General features: G+C 48.9%; 27 protein-coding genes. 22 read left to right on the top strand and 5 right to left on the bottom strand.

All coding sequences use genetic code 11. The annotated features are described in order from the left end of the window. Positions 1-12: 12 nt before the first annotated feature. From HMPREF1546_RS05020 to HMPREF1546_RS04995, 5 genes are all read right to left on the bottom strand, one after another. Positions 13-1,647 (bottom strand): recombinase family protein, encoded by a 1,635-nt coding sequence (locus tag HMPREF1546_RS05020; protein ID WP_021748073.1) that lies wholly within the window; start codon positions 1,645-1,647, stop codon positions 13-15. A 214-nt stretch (positions 1,648-1,861) separates the two neighbouring features. Continuing rightward, positions 1,862-2,104 carry a DUF6870 family protein gene (locus HMPREF1546_RS05015; RefSeq protein ID WP_008982978.1) on the bottom strand — a complete coding sequence of 81 codons (243 nt, stop codon included), beginning with the start codon at positions 2,102-2,104 and terminating at the stop codon, positions 1,862-1,864. 511 nt (positions 2,105-2,615) lie between these two features. Continuing rightward, positions 2,616-3,098, bottom strand: a complete 483-nt coding sequence (locus HMPREF1546_RS05010; RefSeq protein ID WP_021748075.1) for a hypothetical protein — start codon at positions 3,096-3,098, stop codon at positions 2,616-2,618. A 450-nt stretch (positions 3,099-3,548) separates the two neighbouring features. Then, positions 3,549-4,277 carry an ImmA/IrrE family metallo-endopeptidase gene (locus tag HMPREF1546_RS05000; RefSeq protein ID WP_021748078.1) on the bottom strand — a complete coding sequence of 243 codons (729 nt, stop codon included), beginning with the start codon at positions 4,275-4,277 and terminating at the stop codon, positions 3,549-3,551. After that, on the bottom strand, positions 4,274-4,534 hold the full coding sequence (locus HMPREF1546_RS04995) for a hypothetical protein (protein ID WP_015564532.1): 261 nt from the start codon (positions 4,532-4,534) through the stop codon (positions 4,274-4,276). Before HMPREF1546_RS04995 ends, HMPREF1546_RS05000 begins: the two co-directional genes overlap by 4 nt. A gap of 269 nt (positions 4,535-4,803) precedes the next feature. Between HMPREF1546_RS04995 and HMPREF1546_RS04990 the strand changes: the two genes are divergently transcribed. From HMPREF1546_RS04990 to HMPREF1546_RS04890, 22 genes are all read left to right on the top strand, one after another. Then, on the top strand, positions 4,804-5,232 hold the full coding sequence (locus HMPREF1546_RS04990; RefSeq protein ID WP_021748080.1) for a helix-turn-helix domain-containing protein: 429 nt from the start codon (positions 4,804-4,806) through the stop codon (positions 5,230-5,232). Positions 5,233-5,372: 140 nt separating this feature from the next. Then, positions 5,373-5,837: an ImmA/IrrE family metallo-endopeptidase gene (locus HMPREF1546_RS04985; protein WP_227127608.1), complete on the top strand. Its 465-nt coding sequence runs from the start codon at positions 5,373-5,375 to the stop codon at positions 5,835-5,837. 24 nt (positions 5,838-5,861) lie between these two features. Next, on the top strand, positions 5,862-6,686 hold the full coding sequence (locus HMPREF1546_RS04980) for a hypothetical protein (RefSeq protein WP_021748082.1): 825 nt from the start codon (positions 5,862-5,864) through the stop codon (positions 6,684-6,686). A 33-nt stretch (positions 6,687-6,719) separates the two neighbouring features. Then, the gene (locus HMPREF1546_RS04975; protein WP_021748083.1) at positions 6,720-7,025 is read left to right on the top strand and encodes a hypothetical protein; all 306 of its coding nucleotides are present in this window, start codon (positions 6,720-6,722) and stop codon (positions 7,023-7,025) included. Continuing rightward, the gene (locus tag HMPREF1546_RS04970) at positions 7,025-7,711 is read left to right on the top strand and encodes a hypothetical protein (RefSeq protein WP_021748084.1); all 687 of its coding nucleotides are present in this window, start codon (positions 7,025-7,027) and stop codon (positions 7,709-7,711) included. The genes HMPREF1546_RS04975 and HMPREF1546_RS04970 overlap by 1 nt, the downstream gene beginning before the upstream one ends. A gap of 4 nt (positions 7,712-7,715) precedes the next feature. Next, complete coding sequence (locus HMPREF1546_RS04965) at positions 7,716-8,450, top strand: hypothetical protein (RefSeq protein WP_021748085.1); 735 nt, start codon at positions 7,716-7,718, stop codon at positions 8,448-8,450. Beyond that, a complete protein-coding gene (locus HMPREF1546_RS04960) occupies positions 8,440-8,919 on the top strand; it encodes a flavodoxin (protein ID WP_021748086.1) in 480 nt (159 codons plus the stop codon). Before HMPREF1546_RS04965 ends, HMPREF1546_RS04960 begins: the two co-directional genes overlap by 11 nt. A gap of 37 nt (positions 8,920-8,956) precedes the next feature. Next, a complete protein-coding gene (locus HMPREF1546_RS18160) occupies positions 8,957-9,334 on the top strand; it encodes a translation elongation factor Tu domain protein (RefSeq protein ID WP_021748087.1) in 378 nt (125 codons plus the stop codon). Positions 9,335-9,373: 39 nt separating this feature from the next. After that, positions 9,374-9,583, top strand: coding sequence for a hypothetical protein (locus HMPREF1546_RS04955; protein ID WP_021748088.1), 210 nt, complete (start codon positions 9,374-9,376; stop codon positions 9,581-9,583). Positions 9,584-9,603: 20 nt separating this feature from the next. After that, on the top strand, positions 9,604-10,125 hold the full coding sequence (locus HMPREF1546_RS04950) for a hypothetical protein (protein ID WP_021748089.1): 522 nt from the start codon (positions 9,604-9,606) through the stop codon (positions 10,123-10,125). Positions 10,126-10,145: 20 nt separating this feature from the next. Next, on the top strand, positions 10,146-11,189 hold the full coding sequence (locus tag HMPREF1546_RS04945; RefSeq protein ID WP_021748090.1) for an O-acetyl-ADP-ribose deacetylase: 1,044 nt from the start codon (positions 10,146-10,148) through the stop codon (positions 11,187-11,189). A 5-nt stretch (positions 11,190-11,194) separates the two neighbouring features. Next, positions 11,195-12,727, top strand: coding sequence for a hypothetical protein (locus HMPREF1546_RS04940; RefSeq protein WP_021748091.1), 1,533 nt, complete (start codon positions 11,195-11,197; stop codon positions 12,725-12,727). Between the two features lie 22 nt (positions 12,728-12,749). Beyond that, the gene (locus tag HMPREF1546_RS04935) at positions 12,750-14,258 is read left to right on the top strand and encodes an ImpB/MucB/SamB family protein (RefSeq protein WP_021748092.1); all 1,509 of its coding nucleotides are present in this window, start codon (positions 12,750-12,752) and stop codon (positions 14,256-14,258) included. Positions 14,259-14,387: 129 nt separating this feature from the next. Next, positions 14,388-15,041, top strand: a complete 654-nt coding sequence (locus HMPREF1546_RS04930) for a helix-turn-helix transcriptional regulator (protein ID WP_021748093.1) — start codon at positions 14,388-14,390, stop codon at positions 15,039-15,041. A gap of 45 nt (positions 15,042-15,086) precedes the next feature. Next, entirely contained in the window at positions 15,087-15,509 is a 423-nt protein-coding gene (locus tag HMPREF1546_RS04925; protein WP_021748094.1) for a YolD-like family protein, read from the top strand. A 102-nt stretch (positions 15,510-15,611) separates the two neighbouring features. After that, positions 15,612-16,271 (top strand): hypothetical protein, encoded by a 660-nt coding sequence (locus tag HMPREF1546_RS04920; RefSeq protein ID WP_021748095.1) that lies wholly within the window; start codon positions 15,612-15,614, stop codon positions 16,269-16,271. After that, positions 16,268-16,927 carry an SIMPL domain-containing protein gene (locus HMPREF1546_RS04915; RefSeq protein ID WP_021748096.1) on the top strand — a complete coding sequence of 220 codons (660 nt, stop codon included), beginning with the start codon at positions 16,268-16,270 and terminating at the stop codon, positions 16,925-16,927. The genes HMPREF1546_RS04920 and HMPREF1546_RS04915 overlap by 4 nt, the downstream gene beginning before the upstream one ends. A 236-nt stretch (positions 16,928-17,163) precedes the next feature. Then, positions 17,164-17,493, top strand: a complete 330-nt coding sequence (gene mobC / locus HMPREF1546_RS04910) for a plasmid mobilization relaxosome protein MobC (RefSeq protein WP_021748097.1) — start codon at positions 17,164-17,166, stop codon at positions 17,491-17,493. Continuing rightward, positions 17,454-18,818, top strand: a complete 1,365-nt coding sequence (locus HMPREF1546_RS04905) for a relaxase/mobilization nuclease domain-containing protein (RefSeq protein ID WP_036629655.1) — start codon at positions 17,454-17,456, stop codon at positions 18,816-18,818. Before mobC ends, HMPREF1546_RS04905 begins: the two co-directional genes overlap by 40 nt. 176 nt (positions 18,819-18,994) lie before the next feature. Further along, the gene (locus HMPREF1546_RS04900) at positions 18,995-19,207 is read left to right on the top strand and encodes a helix-turn-helix transcriptional regulator (RefSeq protein ID WP_069955747.1); all 213 of its coding nucleotides are present in this window, start codon (positions 18,995-18,997) and stop codon (positions 19,205-19,207) included. A 69-nt stretch (positions 19,208-19,276) separates the two neighbouring features. Then, positions 19,277-20,779 (top strand): class I SAM-dependent DNA methyltransferase, encoded by a 1,503-nt coding sequence (locus HMPREF1546_RS04895; protein ID WP_021748099.1) that lies wholly within the window; start codon positions 19,277-19,279, stop codon positions 20,777-20,779. Further along, positions 20,769-21,324, top strand: a 556-nt coding sequence (locus HMPREF1546_RS04890) for a restriction endonuclease subunit S (protein WP_198016053.1), incomplete at its 3' end; no start/stop codon positions are given. The genes HMPREF1546_RS04895 and HMPREF1546_RS04890, both read left to right, overlap by 11 nt.

The raw sequence follows: 21,324 nt of genomic DNA, 5'->3' as shown, positions 1-21,324 counted from the left end.
CTCATCCCTCCTTTATACGGCAATATCCAGTTCGTCGGCATAGCCGAGAACGTATTCAATCGTCTGCTGGTATTCGTCCTTGTACTTGAAGACGATTTCGATTGCATGGTTTTCGTGAATCAGAATGCGGTCAACCAGCGACATCAGCACACGGCGGTTCAGCTCTTCGACGTTTTCATACTGCTTGAAAAGCGTTACCCAGTTCCGCTCAGTCGTTCCGGTTGTGACAGTCTGCTTCATTTCCTTTTTGACCCGCAGAAGTGCTTCCTGCTTGTCTTCAATGATTTTGGTGTAGCTGTTTCGGAACTCAAAGTATTCCGACTTATCAATGACGCCGCCGATGAAGTTTTCGTAAAGCCCCAGCTTGAGCTTTTGGTACCGTTCAATCTCTTCCTTGATTTTGGCAATCTGGGCTTCATAGTTGAAAGCCTTGCGGCTCTGAGACGGAAGCCGTTCTATCATCGCAAGCGCGTGTTCCAGATTGATGACAAGCTCGATCTGGTCATGAATGGCACGGAAGACCTTCTCTTCAACCTCTTTTGCGGCGATGCTGTGCGGGCTGCACGTCCGGCTGTGCTTATTGGTGGAACAGACGTAGTAGATATACTTTTTTGTCTTCGACGGGACGGTCTTACGGATCATTGGCTGCTGACAGTCTCCGCAGAACAGGAAGCCGGAAAACAGATGCGCCTCGTCCTGATCGGGTGAGCAGCGCATATCCCGCTGCATCATGACCTTGACTGCCATGAAGTCCTCGTAGGACACAAGAGCTTCATGCGCATTTTCAACCTTGACCCACTCGGATTCATCCTTGCTTTTCACGACGCGGACTTTGTAGTTGGGAGTGCCTCGCTTGCCCTGAGCCAGAACGCCGATATAAACCTCGTTGGTGAGAATACGCTGGACGGCTTTATATGTCCATTTTGCGGTATCGCTGGTCTTGAAGACGGTATCAAACTTCACACCGGCGGAATGCTTGTATTCCATTGGGGACAGGACGCCCATCTGGTTCAGACGCTTTGCAATACGTCCGATGGAGAAGCCGTCCTTGTACATGGAAAAGATCATCTGCACATATTCGCTGACCGCTTCATCCACGATGAGCTGGTTTTTGTTCTCCGGCGATTTCATGTAGCCGTAAGGCGCGAACGAGCCGACGAACTCACCGCTCTTCTGCTTGACTTCCAAACTGCTTCGGATTTTCATGGAGATGTCCTTGCAGTAAGAATCGTTAATCAGGTTTTTGAACGGGATAACAAAGGAGTCGGACTGCGGATCACCGGTCAGACTGTCATACGCATCATTGATTGCGATGAAGCGAATGCCGAGCTGCGGGAAAATCTTTTCAATGTAGCGCCCGCCGTCGATGTAGTTTCTTGAGAAGCGGCTGAGATCCTTGACCACAATGCAGTCAAGCGCACCCTTGCGGATTGCCTCTTCCAGCTTTTTGAATTGAGGACGATTGAAGGAAACGCCGCTGTACCCGTCATCCACAAACGGCTCACAGACCAGCTCCAAATCCTCATGTCTTGCGATATAGTCCTCGCAGATGGCTCTCTGGCTGGCGATGGAGTTGCTTTCAACTTTATCTCCATCCTCACGGGACAGACGGCAATAGATCGCCGTGCGGTAAACCTTGTCTGGCATAAAAATAACCTCCGTTTTTCTGTTTGGTGTGGTACATCAAATCAGAAAGACGAAGGCTTGCTTCAACTCTTATGAAGAGGAACACGAAAACGCCACATGACCATCAGGGCAAGCGGCTTAATCCGTATTCTTCTTTTTTTGACCGATTTCATTATACCACAGGCTCAATCGCTTGTCCATAGAACCGGGTGAAAAGATTCAGACTGTTCATAAATCAAAGCCCTCTCAGATAGTGTTCCAGACACTCTTCCATCGTCGTGTCCGTCTCGGCGAAGCTGATCTTCACCACTGTCTTCCCGTCCAGATAACAATAAGGATTTCTGATCTGCTTGATGAACTCCCTCAGCCTGTCCTCTCGCGGTGCCGCAGGATCAAGCCGGACGCTGCTTCTCTGAACGAGTGTGCTTCGGTCAACCGTTTTCGGGCTGACGTTTTTCATTGTTTCAATGCCCATCATATTCTAAGCACCTCCTGTTTCGTAGAACTATTCAGGACAAAAGGATATGACAGAGCATCTTGTGAAGACACTCTGCCACATAGTTTTCATCCTGAAACTATATAGTAAGTTTCTTTTGGGTTTGTTTCGTTGTCCGGCATATTTGCAGCTCGCGCCCCTGCCAGAAGAACTTTGCAGTTCCGGGAATGCTGCGGACTACCAACGGTTAATCGGTATCATGGGACTCTCACCCCTCCGAGGATCGCTCCGAGCCGCCCATTCAAAGAAAAGACGGAAGTATCATTATACCCGGCATCTGCATCGTCGCAAGCAGCCGCACCACACGGCTGTTATAGCTCTCCGGAGGTCGCTCACTCCCTTTCGGGAGGTCTTGGCGTCGGAAGCTGTGTTGCTTCGCAGAAGCGGAAAGATCCGCAGCACTGAACTATTCAGTTTTCAAGGAGCAGTGAAGTGGTCTGATTGACCCTTTCACTTTACAACGGACATCTTTTTGCCGTTTGTTGAGTACCGCTCAAAAAATTCTTTGAAATTTTTTCTGCACCGCTGCTTTGAGGTCAAATGCAGCTCTGATGCCGATGCCTTTCCTTCGGGCAAACTCTCGAAGAGTCAGTCCTTCACGGGTCATCGCAAGATACAATTCGCGCTGTTTCTCGGTCAGAATGGAAAGAAGCTCCTTCTCTTTGAGGGCGGTGATCAGTTCCTCCATGCAGTCGCGGGAGTCTGCCAGCCATGCAGCGGACTTCACATCGTCCTCCGGCATAGCGTCAAGGGACAGCACGGTATCAGATATTTTCTCTGCGCCGTCCTCATCCTCAGAGCTGTTGTCAGAGCCATACGAGCGTCTGATCCGCTTTTCCTCTGCGCGAAGGATTCTCATAACCTTGCGGTCAACCTCGGAAACTTCGCCGGTTCGTTTCACGCGCACCATGCACTTGCCGTCCTCCGTAGTCCAGATGTCGTAGTCGAACTCGATAGGGGTCTTAGGTGTTTTCATTGTTCATCCTTTCCGCTGCGCGGGAGCAGCGGGAAGGGTGAAGACAGAAAAAGAGCCGCATGACGGTGAGGTTTGAATCCCATGCCGATAAAACAGAGTAATTAAACTCTGTCTCATGCGGCATTAGGATGACTTCACCTATCAGGCGGCTCCACAGCTCAGCTATGACATATATTTTATTTTAGAACAGAGGCTTGTCCTCTGGTTCTTACTTGGTACGCGGTCGCAGTCTTCTCATATTCAGCACATCAAAGACTGTGATCCGCCCGCATTTCTTGCACTTGGATTCTACATGACCTCTCGTGTCTTCGTAGACAGCAATGGCATTATGCTGACAATACGGACATTTCAGGTATCGGGGCTTCTGCTGGGAAATGGCAACTCTTGCCCTGCGGATTTTTTCGGTCAGCTCCGGCGTCGGTTCCTGAACCCGAATGGATGCTTTCTTCATTACCACACCTCCAATGGGTCAACATACTCACTGAATGGACGATCTACCATGTAGCCGAGCTGACGAAGGCGGATAGATGCCGTTGTCTTGGAGACACCGAACAACCGGCAGAAAAGGCGCAGCGTTAAGTGATCACCATACGAATACCTCCCCTCGTAATTGATCAGCGGCGTTTCTGCAAACCGACGCATTGCCAGGTCAACCTCCTTCTGAGGAAGCAGGATTGCCGCGCCCAAGACATTTGCTTGCCACTCGTTCCAGTCCTCACGGGTTTTTAGCTCTCGCGGCGTATAAGCAGTCCGTGCGGAATATCTCATTTCGCAGGATGCCTTTACCTCTTCCGATTCCAGTTGGAAGAGAATCTGATGGGCGCACTCGTGGGCAAGGGTAAATCTGCGCTTGGCGCATAGCCGCTGCACGTTGCCGGATAGAATGAAGCTCTCGTCCAAGATGACCTGATTACGCTTCAAAGCCAGTGTGCGCGTAATGCCAAGCTCCGTGATCTTGTACTCAGTGTCGGCATAGGCAGTGACACCGCAGATGCTTCCATCCGGCGAGAGACGGGCGAATGATACGCGAAGACCGAGATAATTCTTTGCAAACTGATCGATGGGCGTTGGCAAAGCTGGTCGGTCGGGCTTGTCAGCCTCATCCCCGAAAAAGAACCGGTTGAAGTCCTTTGTTGTTGAGGCTGCAATTTCTTCAAGTTGGCGCTGGGATAAAATCATGAGCAGTTGTCCTCCTTTGCTTCGACGAACCACTTGTCTCCTTCGTGGAAAAGAAATGACTCCTTTCCGCGAATCTGAACTGTGTAACGGATGCCTCCGCCCCCAACCTTCTTGGATGTGGCGCGGCATTTGTAAAGAATCTGGTCGATTTGAAAGATCACACCGTTGTCCCACCAGATAAGGCGAGGGAGGATTGCCCCCTCCTTGTCCACATCCAGCGTAACCGGGACGTATGCTTTTCTGTACTGTGTAGCCATTTGCGTTTTTCTCACTCCTGTTCCCTTATACCGGTGTATGCCGGTACGGATGATCTTCGGCAGCATAAATGCCTGTCCATTTGAACTGCTCAAAAGATGTAACTTTTTCGTGTACAACTACTCATGCCCCTTGACAGGATGAGCAATTCAGGATATACTATGAGTAGTTGGATTGCTCAGTCATTATTATACGCACTTCAAGTGCCTTTGTCAATAGACTTGCGCAATTTGATGTCGCAAACTTTTTGTGAACAGGAGTGATTACCAAAATGACGTTTGGAGAGAAATTCAAGGCTGAACGGGAGAAGCGGAAGCTGACCCAGCAGGAAGTAGCCGATGCACTGGGGATCAACAGGCGTATGATTACCCGGTACGAGAACGGCATTTCCTTTCCCCGTACCAAGGACGCTTACAGAAAAATCGCGGAGTACTTCAAGGTGGATGTGAACTATCTGCTGACCGAGGACGAAGAGTTTGTGGTTCAGGCATCCGAGCAGTACGGCTCCCGTGGCATGAAACAGGCAAAGGACCTGATTGAAGGGATGTCCGGCTTGTTTGCGGGCGGTACGCTGTCTGAGCAGGACAAGGATGCGGTGATGAAGGCGTTGCAGGATATATATTGGGAATCCAAAGCCCGGAATGTTGAGAAATACACGCCGAAGAAATACAAGAAGACCGAGACGGACGCAGAGGAATAACTGTCTGCGTCTCGGTTTCCTGACGGATTTACTTTGACTGTTTTCAACATGAAAGGGGTGAAGGTCCCGTGATAATTCGCTCCGAGGAAATATACAAAAAGGCGAACAGCATTGTCAAAAGCTGTGGAACAAGAGATACCTTGAAGATTGCCCGTGAGCTGGGCATTCATCTCCATTTTCTTGACAATCTGAACGATCTGCTCGGAATGTACACCTACCGCCATAAAGAGCGGCATATTCTTCTGAACTCCAACATGGAGTATCTGATCATGCAAATGGTCTGCGGTCACGAGATCGGGCATGATACCTTTCACCGTGATCTTGCCAAAGGAAACGAACCGCTCCCGGAGTTCGTGCTGTTCGATATGCGCACAAAACACGAATATGAGGCGAATGCGTTTGCCTCCCACCTGATCATTGATGATGATGAGCTGATTGACCTGATGAAGCAGGACTACGATGTGGTGCAGCTCTCGGCTGCAATGGGAACAAACATCAACCTGATGCTGATCAAGCTCAACGAGCTGAACCGCATGGGCTGGCAGCTCAACTTGCCGTATGTGCCGCACTCTGACTTCCTGAGAAATGTCAGACCGGAGGGGTGAATGAGGATGAAGGATAGTAATTAGATGAACAACAACGACTATAAAGAAGCCCTTTTCTATGCCGCTTCCATCTTTAACGAGCGCATGGGAACGGAGTTCAGCGAGGACAACCTTGTGCTGTGCTGCTTTCAGACGGAAAATCAGCAGGAAGTCTTTGAACAGTTCTGCAAGCAGTATTTCCCTGATCGGCTGGAAGACCGCTATACAGAGGACGGCTATTTTGACTTTCATGCCTCTGCCTTCGTCGGTAAAGGAGGCGGCGTTGATGGAATCCTTCTGCGGACAGACATTGCGCGTTATCCGGCAGAGTTGAAGCACATTCTTCTGCATGAGCTGGCGCATATCTTCTGCACCCGCAACGAGCTTGGCGGGGATAACTTCTATGAACGATACTGCATGGACGATACCATCAGCCGCGAAGAGGACGGAACCATTAACGCCGGATATGCGGTCTGGCGGGAACTCGCTGCGGAGCTGATTGCATTTGAGCTTGATGACAACTGTGATATGATTCCGCTCCGACGTAAGAAAGACCTTCTCAGCTATTACGAAGGAGAACTCCTGACCGGCAACGGGAAAATGGGCGTCAGCATGATTCTCTGCGAGGTGATGACCAGTGCTGAGGGCGAAGCGTCCATGACATGGGACGCTGCCAAAAGCAAGTTTGCACGGTTCAAGCCCTTTGATGATCCACTGTACAGGGACTTGCTGGAACTGGTTTTCACACACATTAGAGAATGCTTTATCGTGATCGACCGCGAATTTATCTATGAAATTGGAGTTTTGTATCTGAGCATCGCCGCACAAGCGATGATTGCGTCCCTAAAGAACAGATTTCAGGACGAATAGATAGACCGATAGAGAGAAAGGACGGGCAATGATATGAAATACAAGCTGTTTCGCTCCCCCGGTAATCTGGACAAGGCAGTCCGGAAGCACGAACTGGTTGCCGTGGAAACCGGCAAAAGCATTGATGATGTGGCAAACGCGCTTATCCGTGCCGTTCGGGATGATCTTGCGGAAATGCCGGAATATGCGCACTGTGAAACCGCTGCGTATGCACCGGAGCCGGTTCAGGAGCATCGCCGCGTGAGACGTTATCAGTATGAAATGATGGGTATTGTTTACCCGCAGTATGCGGAGAAAAATATCCTGATTGATTATGGCGTGATTGAAGAGGCAGAGTAATGTCAGAGCGAGATGTCGGACAACTGCATAGTGCCGATGACTTGATTGCCGCTGTTGAGCAATACGGCTTTCTGCCCTTCTTTCGGAATGAGATTCACGGCTTCTCCATCGAGGAACTTTGCCCACCTGAGTTATGGTTTGCGGATGATGTAGATGGTCCGTGGGAATGGAAAGGTCCGGCTGCGCGGAGCGGCAAATGTCTCTACGGCAAACTTTTCAACAAGAAAGCTGGATTTGTGAGTCGGGAGTGGATTCCGGACTTTGCGAACTTCCGGCGTGACGGCTATGACTTTGACGCCCGTTGGGATGACGGCTTGGCGTCCTACAAGGACAAGGAGATTTATGAAGCCATAGACGGTGAAGGCGGGATGCTTTCCAAACGCCTGAAAGAGGCTCTGAACTACCGCAAGGGCGGCAACACCGGCTTTGAGACGTGTATCACGAGACTGCAAATGCAGAGCTATGTCTGCATTGCGGATTTTGTCTATATGCAGGACAGGTACGGAAGACCTTATGGCTGGGGTGTGGCAGAATATGCGACGCCGGAAGAGCTTTTCGGGTACGACTTTATCACCTCCGCCTATCAGCGAGACCCGCAGGAATCCAAAGAGCGCATTCTAAAACATCTGCAATCACGTCTGCCTAACGCGACCGAAATGCAGCTTGAGAAAATCATAAAGGGGTAACGCAATGGACGATATTATCTTTGAGAAGGATTACCGGGAAACCGAGTCTGTCGAATACGATAAATGGTGCGATGAGGTGTTTGACCGCGCGGTCAATGGGGGTATGCTGAAAGCGTACTCCGAAGCAATGGACAAGATACCAAAGATCATTGTACCGGAGGACAAGAAGAACTACGAGTATCTTCTGGAACGCTGTGATGCGTTTGTCAAGCAACACCGCGGGTATATCAAGGGAATCGTGGACTATCATCGTTGGCACGCGGAAATCAATATGTTTCTTCCGTTTGCGGAGTTCGATGACTCAGAAGACCTTGCATTTTTGAAAGAAATTGCAGAAAAATCGCAAACCGTCTGCTTCTCCCCGGACGAAGAAGGTGGCATTCGCGTTCATATTTTTATCAACTACTTTGAAGAATTGATGTCAGCCGAACACAAGTCATACATCGAATGCGATGCTATTATGCAGGACAAGAAACTATCTGCGCTACTTGGCATACCGGAGCTTTCTGACGAGGAAAAAGAACTTGCTCTGAAAATGAAGGGCATACTTGACCGCATTGATGAGGAAACAAGGATTGACCGTACCACGGCTTTTCGAGCCGTACTTGATAAGATGGCAAAAGAGCCGGAAGAAAACTGGTCGCTTCACTATATGGCAACATTGCTGGAAGCACTGCTATACTTCATGCTGAATGAAGGAAATGAAAAGATTGATGAGGAAGAACACAATGAGCAATAAACTTGTAGCATATTTTTCTGCGTCCGGCGTGACCGCGAAGGTAGCCGAGACGCTGGCTGAGGCAATCGGCGCGGACATCTTTGAGATTGAGCCGAAGGTGCCTTACACGGAAGCCGATCTGAACTGGATGGACAAAAAAGCCCGCAGCACGATTGAGATGAACGATCCTGCCTCCCGTCCTGAGATTGCCGTGAAGCGGGACAACATGAAGGACTACGACACAATCTTTGTGGGTTTTCCGATCTGGTGGTATGTCGCGCCGACGATTATCAATACGTTCCTTGAGAGCTATGATCTGACTGGCAAGACGATCATCCCGTTTGCAACCTCCGGAGGAAGCGGCATTGGCAAGACGAACGAACGCCTTGCGCCGAGCTGCAAAGGCGCAAAGCTGATGGACGGGAAAGTCTTCAAGCACAATGTAGGGCATAAAGAACTGGCAGCGTGGGTTGATGGACTGAAACTTTGAGAGTCGTACAAATCGGAAGTTATAAAGGAGAAACACTATGGGATTATTTGGTAAAAGCAAAAAAGAGCGAGAAAAAGAGTATATGAACAGATTAGATGTTCCATTATGTTTAAAAGAAGACTTTGAATTGATTATTGATGATGTATTTACAATTATGGGGGTTGGAACAGTTGCCACAGGAAACATATCAACAGGAATGTGTAGAGAAGGAGAAAATGCGTGTGTTTATAAAACAAATGGAGGTGTATTAGAGACTATAATTACTACCATCGATATACATACAAAAGAACGAAAATCAAATGGTTGTGGATATAAAACAGAACATGTTGGACTTGGGTTAAGAGGAGTTTCTAAGGAACAATTAGAAAAAGGAGATAGAGTGATTGTAAAGAATGCCAATATGTATGGAATGTAATTACAAATTCCAGTTTAACGAACAGGAGATGATGAACGCATGAAAATCCTACATGAACTTTCTTGGCTATGGGAAACGCTGGGCATTGCACTTGTGGCTGCGGTTGTCTGCATGGCTTGCGCTGCGCTGATTGGCAAGGCAGCAAAGAAGAAACTCAGCAAAAAGGTGTTGGCAGTCATAGGGGCTGCTGCATTTGTGGGCGCGATTCTGGCGGTCATTCTGATCGCCCGGACACCGATGCCGCTTTGACAGAATAGGAGAAACTGACAATGATTGTTCTTACAGAGCAGATAGAGATTCCGGCTTCCTATGAAAAATTAAAGGCATGGACTGCTAACTTTGAGGAAGAGTTTTTGAAATGGAGTCCCTACCACATCGAATGCAATCTCTATAACGGAAACTATAACGCAGGAAGCAAGATCCGCTTCCGCGAGATCGTCATGGGGCTGGACTACGATGTGACCGGCACAATTACGGAATGCGAACAGGATGAGAACCACTTCCGCATTGTATTCCGGAGCGACAAGAAAACGGCGTTCATCACCTTTGAAGGGAAAAGAACTAAAACAGGATGCCATTTTTCTCACACCGAGGCTTTCGGCATGACCACGCCGGTAATTGGGGCGATCATGAACTTCCTGATCTTCAAGGTGTTTTTCAGGAAAAAGGCAAACTGGCAGCTTATCCGGGATGATATGATTCTGGATAACAGGTATTTATATGACATTCTGACCGAAGGAAAATACCCGGAAAGAATCCCGCTGGACAAACTGCTGACCGGCGCGAAGTAACCGAATGGGAGGGCTTGATCATGCCGCTTCAAATCGTCAGAAATGACATCACGAAAATGAAGGTGGACGCCATCGTCAACGCTGCCAACGAGTCGCTGCTGGGTGGCGGCGGTGTGGACGGCTGCATTCATCGTGCCGCAGGACCGGAGCTGCTGGTGGAATGTGAAACGCTCCACGGCTGCAAGACCGGGAGCGCAAAAATCACGAAGGGCTATCGTCTGCCCTGCAAATATGTCATTCACGCAGTCGGTCCGCGCTGGTATGACGGACGGCATGGGGAGCGCGAACGGCTGATCTCCTGCTATCAGACTTCGCTCATGCTGGCGAAGGAATACGGCTGCGAATCGGTTGCGTTCCCGCTGATTTCCTCCGGCATTTTCGGCTATCCGAAGGATCAGGCTCTCAAGGTTGCGATTGACACCATCAGCAGTTACCTTCTTGAAAACGAAATGACGGTGTACATCGTCATTTTTGACCGCAAAGCCTATCAGATCAGCGGCAAACTGTTTGCCGACATTGCTGCATACATAGATGACCGCTATGTGGACGAGCATACCGATAGTCGTTATGAGCGTCTGCGCAGGATGAGTGCCTTCCGGATGGAAGAGCCGATGCCATGCGAGTCATCCGTTTGTGAAGAGGCAATCGAACAGCTCATTCCCCCTGTCTCAGCGACAGTTACCCCTAAAAAGGCAGCTACCCTTGATGATGCACTGGGACAGATCGACGAGAGCTTTTCGGAGATGCTTCTGCGGAAGATTGATGAGCGCGGCATGACGGATGCGCAGTGCTACAAGAAGGCGAATATTGACCGGAAGCTCTTCTCGAAGATCCGCTCGGACAAGTCCTATAAGCCTTCTAAGCCCACGGTCATTGCATTTGCCATCGCCCTTGAGCTGCCGCTTGTGGAAATGAAGGATATGCTCATGAAGGCTGGCTTTGCGCTCTCCCATTCCAATAAGTTTGACATCATCGTGGAGTATTTCGTGGAGCGCGGGAACTATAACGTCTTTGAGATCAACGAGGCTCTGTTTGCATTTGACCAGAGTTTAATAGGAGCATAAGGTCTATGGATAAAGTATTTCAGAAATTTTTGCGAAGTGGTATTGAACTCTCTGTCGTAGGAGTGGAGTGTCGTGAAGATAACAACCCTTACTTTTGCACGCCCAAAGGTGCATCTATTTTTGGCTGGGCTGGCGTGGATGGCATTCACTTCTGCTTTGTTCGAGGCTTCGGCAGTATGGTATTTTCCGTCAGCCCCATGAACTCGGCTCCGGATTTCGTTCATCCGCTGGCAAACAATTTTGCAGACTTTCTGAGGCTGCTCCTTGCTTGCGGTGATTCGGCAGCGTTGGAACAGGCGTGGATGTGGGATAAAGCCCAATTTGAAGCCTTTTTGCGGGACAACCCTCCGACGCATGAACAGAAAAAAGCGCTATCAGAGCTTGCCGAGAAAATGAAATTGACGCCTATGGAACAACCGTGGGCATACATCAAAAAGCTGCAAGCATCCTTTGATTATAGCAAGATCAAGTACACCGAGGACTATTATGATGTTGATATGAACCCGGAAGCAGAACCGACCATACCTGAATGGAAGGTCTACTTTGATGGAGACTTCTGGGGACATTCAGGAAAAGACCGTTCCGGAACGGAACTCCGGTTGAATAAGCAATTTGACTGGGCAGGACATCATTGGGTTATTCCTGCGGCGTATTCTTGCAGCAAGGGACTCGTCATGGACTTTTGTATGCGCACCCCAGAGGATGACATCCGCAAGTTCATGACAAAATGGGATTTGCACCCCGAAAACGACTCCTGCGAATACTTCACGCAGGAGCAGCAAATGCAAATTGATTTAGACAATCCGCTTTGCCTTGACTTTATTTCTCGTTTGGAATTGAACGGGAAAACAATGCTGACCTCCCACGGCTGCTCGGTGGTTTATAATCCGTGTTTGCCGGATGGGATGATCAATGAATTGGAAGCAAAGTGGGCGTTGGAACACTATGACTTGGATATATCCTATGGATGGATGATTTTTCGGGCAGCTTTTCCGTGGGCAAGCAAACGCCGTACTGAAATAAAATCCCTCTCCTTTACGATGGAGCAGCGGTCATGCCGTGTCCCAGGACCACATTTCAAGACACACGCTCCCGGCGATTCGTTTTCTTTCACCCATCCGGTCAGCGGCACAAAATACACATTAACCGTACATGAATTGGAGCGGCAGACAATTTCCGAAAAGCGTTTCGGCTCTGACCGCTGGTTTTATCCGACGTATTTTACCGCCATGAGCTATACGCTTTCTCCTGAACCGGACAGCGATATTTCGATCTGTGATTGTGCTGAGGGGGACAAGCCTTTGGAAATTGCGCCATGCTCTGACCGCTATGCACCGGAGGCACGAAACGATATGGCTTGTATCGGCATTATCGGCGGCGCGGACGGTCCAACCGCAATCGTATGTGGAGGCAGCTCGAAGGAAAAACTCCATGCAGCTTGTTCCGCTCTACACTTTGAGCCGGTGGAGGGTGATATTGAATGGCGTATCGTATTCAACATCAAAAACTCCAATGAAATGTCATTAGAGCTAATCTGAGAAGAAATCGGAGGCGCAGAAGATGAAGCAGCGCATATACATTGCAATCGACCTGAAATCTTTCTATGCCTCCGTGGAATGCCGTGAGCGTGGCTTAGATCCTCTGGACACAAACCTCGTTGTCGCAGATGAGAGCCGGACGGACAAGACCATCTGCCTTGCCGTTACTCCCTCCCTCAAAAGCTACGGCATCTCCGGACGCGGACGGCTGTTTGAAGTCAAGCAGCGTGTGAAGGAAGCGAATGCCGGACGGCAGCACGACGCGCCGGGACACAGATTAGATGGCTCATCGCACTTCTTCTCGGAGCTGCAAGCAGACCCTTCTCTGGCGATTGACTTCATCATTGCGCCGCCTCGAATGGCGTACTACATGGAGTACAGCACCCGCATCTATCAGATTTATCTCAAGTATATTGCCCCGGAAGATATTGTGGTCTACTCCATCGACGAAGTGTTCATGGATGTGACGGACTACCTGAATACTTACAAGCTCTCGGCACATGACCTCGCCATGAAGATCATCCTCGATGTGCTTGAAACAACCGGCATCACAGCAACCGCAGGAATCGGCACGAATCTTTTCCTCTGCAAAGTGGCAATGGACATTGTGGCGAAGCACATCCCCGCCGACAAGAACGGCGTCCGAATAGCCGAACTGGATGAAATGAAATTCCGACGTGAGCTTTGGTCTCATCAGCCTCTCACGGACTTCTGGCGCGTGGGTCGGGGCATTGCCAAGAAACTTGAGCAAAATGGGATGTTTACGATGGGCGATGTTGCCCTCTGTTCAGAGCGGAACGAGGACTTGCTTTACAAGCTGTTCGGCAAGAATGCGGAGTTGCTCATCGACCATGCGTGGGGCTGGGAGCCTACGACCATTGAGGCAATCAAGGCGTACCGTCCCAGCTCCAACAGCCTCAGCTCCGGTCAGGTATTGCACTGTCCCTATGAGCCGCAGAAGGCGAAGCTGGTTGTGCGGGAAATGACGGACTTGCTTGTGCTGGACTTGGTGGACAAGGGGCTTGTCACCGATCAGATGGTTCTCACCGTCGGCTATGACATTGAGAACCTGACCGATCCGGCACGACGGGCAAAGTATCACGGCGCGGTTGAGACAGATCATTATGGGAGGCAGATCCCGAAACAGGCGCACGGCTCTATCAATCTCGACGGTCACACATCCTCTACCCGCAAAATAATGTGTGCTATGTCGGAACTCTTCGACCGGATCGTGGACAAGAATCTGCTTGTCCGCCGTATGTATGTTGTAGCAAATCATGTCCTGCCAGAAGCGGACGCGCCGAAGAAAAATGACGGAGTTGTCCAGCTCAACCTCTTCACTGACTATGCCGCCGAAGAGGAAAAGCAGAAAGCTGAGGACGCTGCATTGGAGCGTGAGCGGAAAGTACAAGCCGCTACGCTTGCGATCAAAAAGAAGTATGGAAAGAACGCCATCCTCAAGGCGATGAATCTTGAAGAAGGCGCAACCGCGAAAGACCGTAATGCGCAGATCGGCGGGCATAAGGCGTGAAGGATCAAACAAATCGAAATTTAGCAGATGTAAAAGGATTTTGACACGCATAATTAGTGATGTCAAAGCTATTTGGTAGACAATAGTGGGTGTTTTTCCGACAATAAAAGTGCAAGGAGGTATAGTGGCATGGAGCATGATATTGGATGCAAAATCAAGGCAGCCCGAATTGAAAAAAAGCTGACGCAAGAACAGGTTGCCGAATTGTTGGGTGTGAGTCGTCAGACCATCTCAAATTGGGAAAATGAAAAATCCTATCCAGATATTATCAGCGTCATTAAAATGAGCGAATGTTACGATGTCTCTCTTGACTATCTATTGAAAGGAGAACAAAAAATGAAAAGCTATTATGATTATCTTGAAGAAAGTACGAATGTTGTGAAAAGCAATGCCAACAGAAACAAGATTATTACGATTCTCTCCTATCTCTTGATTTGGGCGTTTGCAATGATAGTGTTCTGGTTTTTTACAAGTGGAAGTGACGCTATGGGTTACAGCTTGATGTTTCTTTGGCTTATTCTTCCTATATCCACATTTATTGTATCTATTGTTATTGGTAAAAATAACTTTTGGGGAAAAGGAAAATGGGCATTCACTCTTTTCTTTGGCGTAATGTATATGCTTGCTGAATATGGCACATTCAAAATGGCAAACAACATTGCTTTTAACAAACTGAATGCCCCTGACTTGGGAATGATTGTAGCCGGAGCAATAATCTCTGCAATCGGTATGTTGGTAGGTTCACTGTGGAATATGAAACGCCACAATCAAAAAAATAAGTAACAAGAAAAATTCCGGTTTATCTAAGAGGTGCGATGCAGAATGCGTATGAACAATAGGTACGACGAGATTATCAATCTTCCTCACCATGTCTCCAAGACGCGACCGCAGATGCCAATGTCGGATCGTGCAGCGCAGTTCGCTCCCTTCGCCGCCCTCACGGGCTACGACTCCGCTATCAAGGAAACCGGGCGTCTGACCGACGAAAGGATTGAGCTTGACGAGGAAGCTCTGACTGCATTGGATATGAAGTATCAGCTTCTCATGGATGCCCTTGATGAAGCGCCGGAAGTCACCATTACCTACTTCCAGCCCGATGAGCGGAAAGCTGGCGGCAAATACATAACAGCAACCGGCGCGGTCAAAAAGGTCGATGCTTTTGAGCGGCGGATCACCATGCAGGACGGCACAAAGATTCCGATGGATGACGTTCTAAGCATTGACGGAGAGTTGTTCTCATCGCTGGAATAATGTCGCTTGCCATGCGACCAAATAAAGTGAATACCGAAGTACAATATGGCTGTAAGGTGAGACACCAAGCAGTCATATTTTTTATATACGGAGGTACTGAACATGAGAAAGAACCTGACGGAGATCGTATTCATCCTTGATCGCAGCGGCTCTATGAGCGGGCTGGAAGCAGACACCATCGGAGGATTCAACTCCATGATTGAAAAGCAGAAAAAAGAGAATGGCGAGGCATTGATCTCTACCGTTCTCTTTGACAACGTGAGCGAGGTTATCCATGACCGTGTGCCGGTTCAGAAGGTGGAGCCGATGACCGACAGGGACTATTCCGTTCGCGGATGTACTGCCCTTCTGGATGCTATCGGCGGAGCAATTCATCACATTGGGAATGTCCACAAGTACGCAAGAAATGGGGATGTCCCTGAACATACGCTGTTCGTCATCACAACGGACGGCATGGAGAATGCAAGCCGCCGTTATGACAGCGAGACAGTTAAGAAAATGATCGAGCGGCAGAAGGAAAAGTGCGGCTGGGAGTTTCTATTCCTCGGCGCAAATATTGACGCAGTTGAAACGGCAAAGCACTTCGGTATTGGAGCAGACCGAGCGGTCAATTATCACTCTGACCATAAGGGAACGCAGCTCAACTATGAGGTTCTGAGCGAAGCGGTTTCTGCTGTCCGTTGCAGCGTACCACTGGGTACGAATTGGAAAAAGCGTATTGATGAGGACTTTAATTTCAGAAAGGACGGGAGAAAGCAATGAGAACGATCACCGTAAAAGGGACAGGCTATGTCTCCGCAAGACCGGATTACATCATCCTCTCCTTGAACATTGAAACCTTATCTAAAACCTATGACCGTGCAATGTCGGAAGCTGCCGAGAAAATCGAAAGGCTGCAAGGTGCCGCAGTCTGCGTTGGGTACCGCAAAGAAGACTTGAAAACCACGAGCTTTGATGTCCAGACAAGGTACGAGAACGTCAAGGATCGGCAAGGAAATTACAAGCGGGAGTTTGCAGGATATGCTTGCACCTACCGCCTAAAACTTGCCTTTGACTTTGACAGCAAGCAGCTTGCAAAGGTCATTTCTGCGATTGCGGATTGTGGGGCGCAACCAGAACTCAGCATTGCGTTCACCGTGAAAAACCCGGCAAGAGTCAGCGAAGAGCTGCTGATCAATGCGACGGAGAACGCCAGGGCAAAGGCGGAGATTCTTTGCAAAGCATCAGGCAGTACGCTTGGGCAGTTGCTCAACATCGACTACAACTGGGGCGAACTCAATGTTTTTTCCAGAACAAGCTACGATGTTGAAGACTGCATTCAGCCTCTCATGGCGATGAGCAAGTGCGCCGCACCTGAGATTGAGCCGGTTGATATTGATGTGACAGACACAGTGGCTTTCACATGGGAAATCCAATGATTTTTTGACTTTTTTGAAATCCGGTACTCAACAAACGCTCTTATTGTGTCCGTTGTAAAGTGAAGGGACATTTCACGGAGGAATCTTCGGGGAATACGATTTTGGGAGATTAGCAAGCAAATCCGGTGAGTACCCACCGGAGAAAAATCAGTTAAGGAGACCCTGCCCTTAACATCAGATTTTTGCTTGTTGGGATAGTCCCAAACCCTTCTAATCTTTACGACGGAGGACGCAGCATGGTACGAAGAACACGAGAAATTCAGAAGAAGATTTGGCTGACACCACAGGAAGAACGGACGATTGCAAAGAAGATGGAGATGATCGGCACGGAGAACTTCGGTGCGTATGCAAGGAAGATGCTGATTGACGGCTACATCATCGTTGTGGACTACACAGAGCAGAAAAAGCTCGCCGCCGAAATCAACAAGATCGGCGTGAACATCAATACCGTCTGCCGCAGGATCAACTCGACGGGACGATTCTATCAGGACGATATTGACGAGCTGAAAGAAAAGATGGACGCGGTATGGCAGTTACTAAAATCAAAGCAATCCGAGGAACTTTGAGCAAGGCAATCGCGTACATTCTGAATCCCGAAAAGACCGATGAGAAGCTGCTGGTCTCGTCCTACGGCTGTGCCAGCGAGACCGCAGCGCGGGAATTTGAATGGACGCGGAAAATAGCCGAGCAAAAAGGGATGAACCCGGTCAGGATCATAGCCCGTCATGTGATCCAGTCCTTTGAAATCGGAGAGGTCACACCGGAGCTTGCCCACGAGATCGGCAAGCAGTTTGCGGATGAAATCCTCGGTGGAAAATACGAGTATGTGCTGACCACGCACATTGACAAGGACCATGTTCATAACCATCTGATTTTCAATGCGGTTGACTTTGTGGACTACCACGCCTACAAGAGCTACAAGCGGATTTACTATGATATGCGTGAGGTCAGCGACCGGCTCTGTAAGGAAAACGGTCTCTCTGTTATCCCTCCCTCTCAGAACAAAGGCATGGACTACAAAGAGTACACAGAAGCCAAACGCGGCACGAGTTGGAAGCAAAAGCTCAAGCAGACCATCGACCGGCTTGTCATTACAGCGAAGGATTACGATGATTTTCTGCGGCTCATGCAGGAAGCTGGTTATGAAATCAAGACCGGCAAATATATCTCCTTTCGCGCTGAAGGACAGGAGCGGTTTACCCGGTCTAAAACCATCGGAGAGAACTACACCGAGGAACGCATCAAGGAGCGGATTGCCGGACGGACGCCGCGCAGAAACCGGAGGCAGACCGTGCCGAAGGGCATCTCTCTCATCGGAGATATTCAGGAGCGGATCAGACTTATCGACAGCAAGGGCTATGAGTATAAAGCCAAGCTCACGATCCTCAAGGAAGCGGCACGGACACTCAACTATCTCACGGAAAAAAACTTGCTCCAATACGCCGATCTTGAGAAGAAGGTCGAGGATGTTCACAGCTCCTATGACCGTACCGGCAAGGAACTGAAAGGCGTTGAAGCACGTCTGCGGGAAATCCAGCCGCTTATCAAAAACATCTCCAACTACCAGCGGCTCAAGCCTGTATATGATGCCTTCCAGAAGGCAAAAGACAAGCCGGGGTTCAAGGCAAAGCATGAGGCAGAACTTGTGATCTTTGAGGCGGCGCGGAGTACGCTTCTTGCTATGCAGGGCGATGAAAAACTGCCGAGCATGAAGACACTGCAAGCGGAACAGCAGCGACTTCTTGAAGAGCAGCAGCGGCTCTATGATGAACGTGCGAAGCTCAAAAAAGAAGTAAAGCAAATAGAGACGATCAAGTCTAATGTTGATACGTTTCTCGCTCCTTCTGTTGACCATGACCGTGATCATCTGCGCAGCACACAGCGCGAATAATCTCTTCAAAAGCAGGGCATCTTCTGTTGACCGGAGATGCCCTGCATCCTTGAGAGAAGGTTCGAGAAGTTGAAACTTTTTCTTTAATTTCTGCATCAACGGATTGCTTTTGAGAATGAAATCCGGTATAATATTAGAAACGATGTTGAATGCAAGCAAGCGAAAGGATGGTTGCCGTGCGCATAAGCTATAAGAAACTATGGATGCTTCTTCTGGAACGCGACATAAAGAGGGCTTCTCTACGACATGAGGTAGGGCTGTCTGCCGGAACATGGACAAAACTGAATAAGGGGGAAGAAGTGTCCCTCTCTATTTTGCTGCGCATTTGTGATTACTTGAACTGTGACATCGGAGATATATGTGAGGCTGTGCGAACGGACAAGAACTGAGTCCGGTTTTTCGTACAGCTCTTTTTGTAGAATAGTAAGTGTGAAACTATAACTTTGGAGGTTGCTGAAATGGCTGAGAATAACACAAGCAATATCGGCTTTGAAAAACAAATCTGGGACGCGGCTTGCGTTCTGCGCGGAAACATCGACGCATCCGAATACAAGTCCGTCGTCCTCGGATTGATTTTCTTGAAATACATTTCTGATCGCTTCGAGGCAAAGTACAAGGAACTGGTTGAAGAAGGCGATGGATTTGAAGAAGACCAGGACGAATACACTGCCGAAAACATCTTCTTTGTCCCTGAGAATGCACGATGGAGCGCGATTGCTGCTGCCGCTCACACGCCGGAAATTGGCACGGTGATTGATGATGCAATGCGCAGTATTGAGAAAGAAAACAAGCGTCTCAAAGATATTCTTCCTAAGAACTTCGCCCGTCCAGAGCTGGACAAGCGGCGTCTTGGTGAAGTGGTTGATCTCTTCACCAATATTCAGATGATCGAGCATGGAAACAGCAAGGACATTCTTGGTCGCACATACGAATATTGCCTCTCCAAGTTTGCCGAGCAAGAAGGCAAACTTGCTGGTGAGTTCTATACTCCCTCTTGTGTTGTGCGTACCCTTGTTGAGGTGTTGCAGCCGTTTAATGGACGTGTTTATGACCCGTGCTGCGGCTCTGGCGGTATGTTTGTTCAGTCCGCAAAGTTCATCGAGAATCACGGCGGCAACATCAACAAGATTTCCGTTTTTGGTCAGGACTCCAACCCGACCACATGGAAGATGGCGCAGATGAATCTTGCCATTCGCGGTATTGAAGCCGACCTCGGCAAGTTTAATGCGGACACGTTCTTTAACGATTGCCACCCTCAGCTCAAGGCAGACTTCATTATGGCAAATCCGCCCTTCAATCTCTCCGGCTGGGGTGCGGATAAACTCGTTGATGATGTCCGTTGGCAGTATGGTACGCCTCCTGCTGGAAATGCAAACTTCGCGTGGTTGCAGCACATGATCTGGCATCTCGCTCCGAATGGACGTATCGGTATGGTGCTTGCAAATGGTTCGCTTTCTTCGCAGTCCGGCGGTGAAGGCGAAATCCGCAAAAACATTATCAATGCTGACCTTGTGGACTGTATCGTCGCAATGCCGACGCAGCTTTTCTACACGACGCAGATTCCTGTATCGCTCTGGTTCCTTGCAAAGAACAAGAAGCAGAAAGGCAAGACACTATTTATCGACGCACGGAAACTCGGCACTATGGTTACGCGGAAGCTGCGCGAACTGACGGATGAAGACATCAAGAAAATTGCCGACACCTACAACGCATTCGTTGAAGGAACGCTTGAAGATGAAAAGGGCTTCTGTGCGGTTGTCACTACGCAGGACATTGCAAAGCAAGATTACATTCTCACTCCGGGACGCTATGTTGGAATTGAGGAACAAGAGGATGACGGTGAGCCGTTTGAAGAAAAAATGGGGCGTCTGACTTCTGAACTGTCGGAGCTTTTCGTTAAATCTCATGAGCTTGAAGCGCAGATAAAAGAAAGGTTAGGGGCGATTGGATATGAGATTTAATCTATGGGAAGATTGCAACAGGGTTCCTCTAACCGAGCTGCTGTCTTTTGTTGTAGACAATCGCGGCAAGACTGTTCCTACTGCGCCCAGCGGACACAAGCTGATAGCAACGAATTGCGTGACAAACAACGCCTTGTTTCCGGTGTATGAAAAAATTAGATATTTAAGCGAGGAAACTTATCAGACATGGTTTCGGGCACACCCGATTCCCGGTGATATTCTCTTCGTGAACAAGGGAACTCCGGGACGAGTCTGCCTTGTTCCTGATCCCGTTGATTTTTGTATCGCGCAAGATATGATTGCATTGCGCGCTGACGAATCGAAGATTTATCCCAAATATTTGTTTGCAGTGCTAAGAAGCAGAGAAATTCAACAACAGATATATAACACAAATGTGGGAGACGTTATTCCGCATTTCAAGAAGCAATTTTTGGATCAGTTGTTGATTCCCATACCTGAGCGGTCTATACAAGAGTCAATCGGAGACTTGTATTATGTGCTTAGCCTCAAGGCAGAACGTAACAAAAAGATAAACGATAATTTAG

This window comes from Oscillibacter sp. KLE 1745, assembly GCF_000469445.2.
Taxonomy (GTDB): domain Bacteria; phylum Bacillota; class Clostridia; order Oscillospirales; family Oscillospiraceae; genus Oscillibacter; species Oscillibacter welbionis.
Note: the sequence above shows the minus strand (reverse complement) of the source record. Positions and strands in the feature narration are given on the sequence as shown.

Bases quoted from the DNA above. Each gene is read 5' to 3' on its own strand.
- HMPREF1546_RS05020 (WP_021748073.1), bottom strand. From the start codon at position 1,647: ATGCCAGACAAGGTTTACCGCACGGCGATCTATTGCCGTCTGTCCCGT.
- HMPREF1546_RS05015 (WP_008982978.1), bottom strand. From the start codon at position 2,104: ATGATGGGCATTGAAACAATGAAAAACGTCAGCCCGAAAACGGTTGAC.
- HMPREF1546_RS05010 (WP_021748075.1), bottom strand. From the start codon at position 3,098: ATGAAAACACCTAAGACCCCTATCGAGTTCGACTACGACATCTGGACT.
- HMPREF1546_RS05000 (WP_021748078.1), bottom strand. From the start codon at position 4,277: ATGATTTTATCCCAGCGCCAACTTGAAGAAATTGCAGCCTCAACAACA.
- HMPREF1546_RS04995 (WP_015564532.1), bottom strand. From the start codon at position 4,534: ATGGCTACACAGTACAGAAAAGCATACGTCCCGGTTACGCTGGATGTG.
- HMPREF1546_RS04990 (WP_021748080.1), top strand. From the start codon at position 4,804: ATGACGTTTGGAGAGAAATTCAAGGCTGAACGGGAGAAGCGGAAGCTG.
- HMPREF1546_RS04980 (WP_021748082.1), top strand. From the start codon at position 5,862: ATGAACAACAACGACTATAAAGAAGCCCTTTTCTATGCCGCTTCCATC.
- HMPREF1546_RS04975 (WP_021748083.1), top strand. From the start codon at position 6,720: ATGAAATACAAGCTGTTTCGCTCCCCCGGTAATCTGGACAAGGCAGTC.
- HMPREF1546_RS04970 (WP_021748084.1), top strand. From the start codon at position 7,025: ATGTCAGAGCGAGATGTCGGACAACTGCATAGTGCCGATGACTTGATT.
- HMPREF1546_RS04965 (WP_021748085.1), top strand. From the start codon at position 7,716: ATGGACGATATTATCTTTGAGAAGGATTACCGGGAAACCGAGTCTGTC.
- HMPREF1546_RS04960 (WP_021748086.1), top strand. From the start codon at position 8,440: ATGAGCAATAAACTTGTAGCATATTTTTCTGCGTCCGGCGTGACCGCG.
- HMPREF1546_RS18160 (WP_021748087.1), top strand. From the start codon at position 8,957: ATGGGATTATTTGGTAAAAGCAAAAAAGAGCGAGAAAAAGAGTATATG.
- HMPREF1546_RS04955 (WP_021748088.1), top strand. From the start codon at position 9,374: ATGAAAATCCTACATGAACTTTCTTGGCTATGGGAAACGCTGGGCATT.
- HMPREF1546_RS04950 (WP_021748089.1), top strand. From the start codon at position 9,604: ATGATTGTTCTTACAGAGCAGATAGAGATTCCGGCTTCCTATGAAAAA.
- HMPREF1546_RS04945 (WP_021748090.1), top strand. From the start codon at position 10,146: ATGCCGCTTCAAATCGTCAGAAATGACATCACGAAAATGAAGGTGGAC.
- HMPREF1546_RS04940 (WP_021748091.1), top strand. From the start codon at position 11,195: ATGGATAAAGTATTTCAGAAATTTTTGCGAAGTGGTATTGAACTCTCT.
- HMPREF1546_RS04935 (WP_021748092.1), top strand. From the start codon at position 12,750: ATGAAGCAGCGCATATACATTGCAATCGACCTGAAATCTTTCTATGCC.
- HMPREF1546_RS04930 (WP_021748093.1), top strand. From the start codon at position 14,388: ATGGAGCATGATATTGGATGCAAAATCAAGGCAGCCCGAATTGAAAAA.
- HMPREF1546_RS04925 (WP_021748094.1), top strand. From the start codon at position 15,087: ATGAACAATAGGTACGACGAGATTATCAATCTTCCTCACCATGTCTCC.
- HMPREF1546_RS04920 (WP_021748095.1), top strand. From the start codon at position 15,612: ATGAGAAAGAACCTGACGGAGATCGTATTCATCCTTGATCGCAGCGGC.
- HMPREF1546_RS04915 (WP_021748096.1), top strand. From the start codon at position 16,268: ATGAGAACGATCACCGTAAAAGGGACAGGCTATGTCTCCGCAAGACCG.
- mobC (WP_021748097.1), top strand. From the start codon at position 17,164: ATGGTACGAAGAACACGAGAAATTCAGAAGAAGATTTGGCTGACACCA.
- HMPREF1546_RS04905 (WP_036629655.1), top strand. From the start codon at position 17,454: ATGGCAGTTACTAAAATCAAAGCAATCCGAGGAACTTTGAGCAAGGCA.
- HMPREF1546_RS04895 (WP_021748099.1), top strand. From the start codon at position 19,277: ATGGCTGAGAATAACACAAGCAATATCGGCTTTGAAAAACAAATCTGG.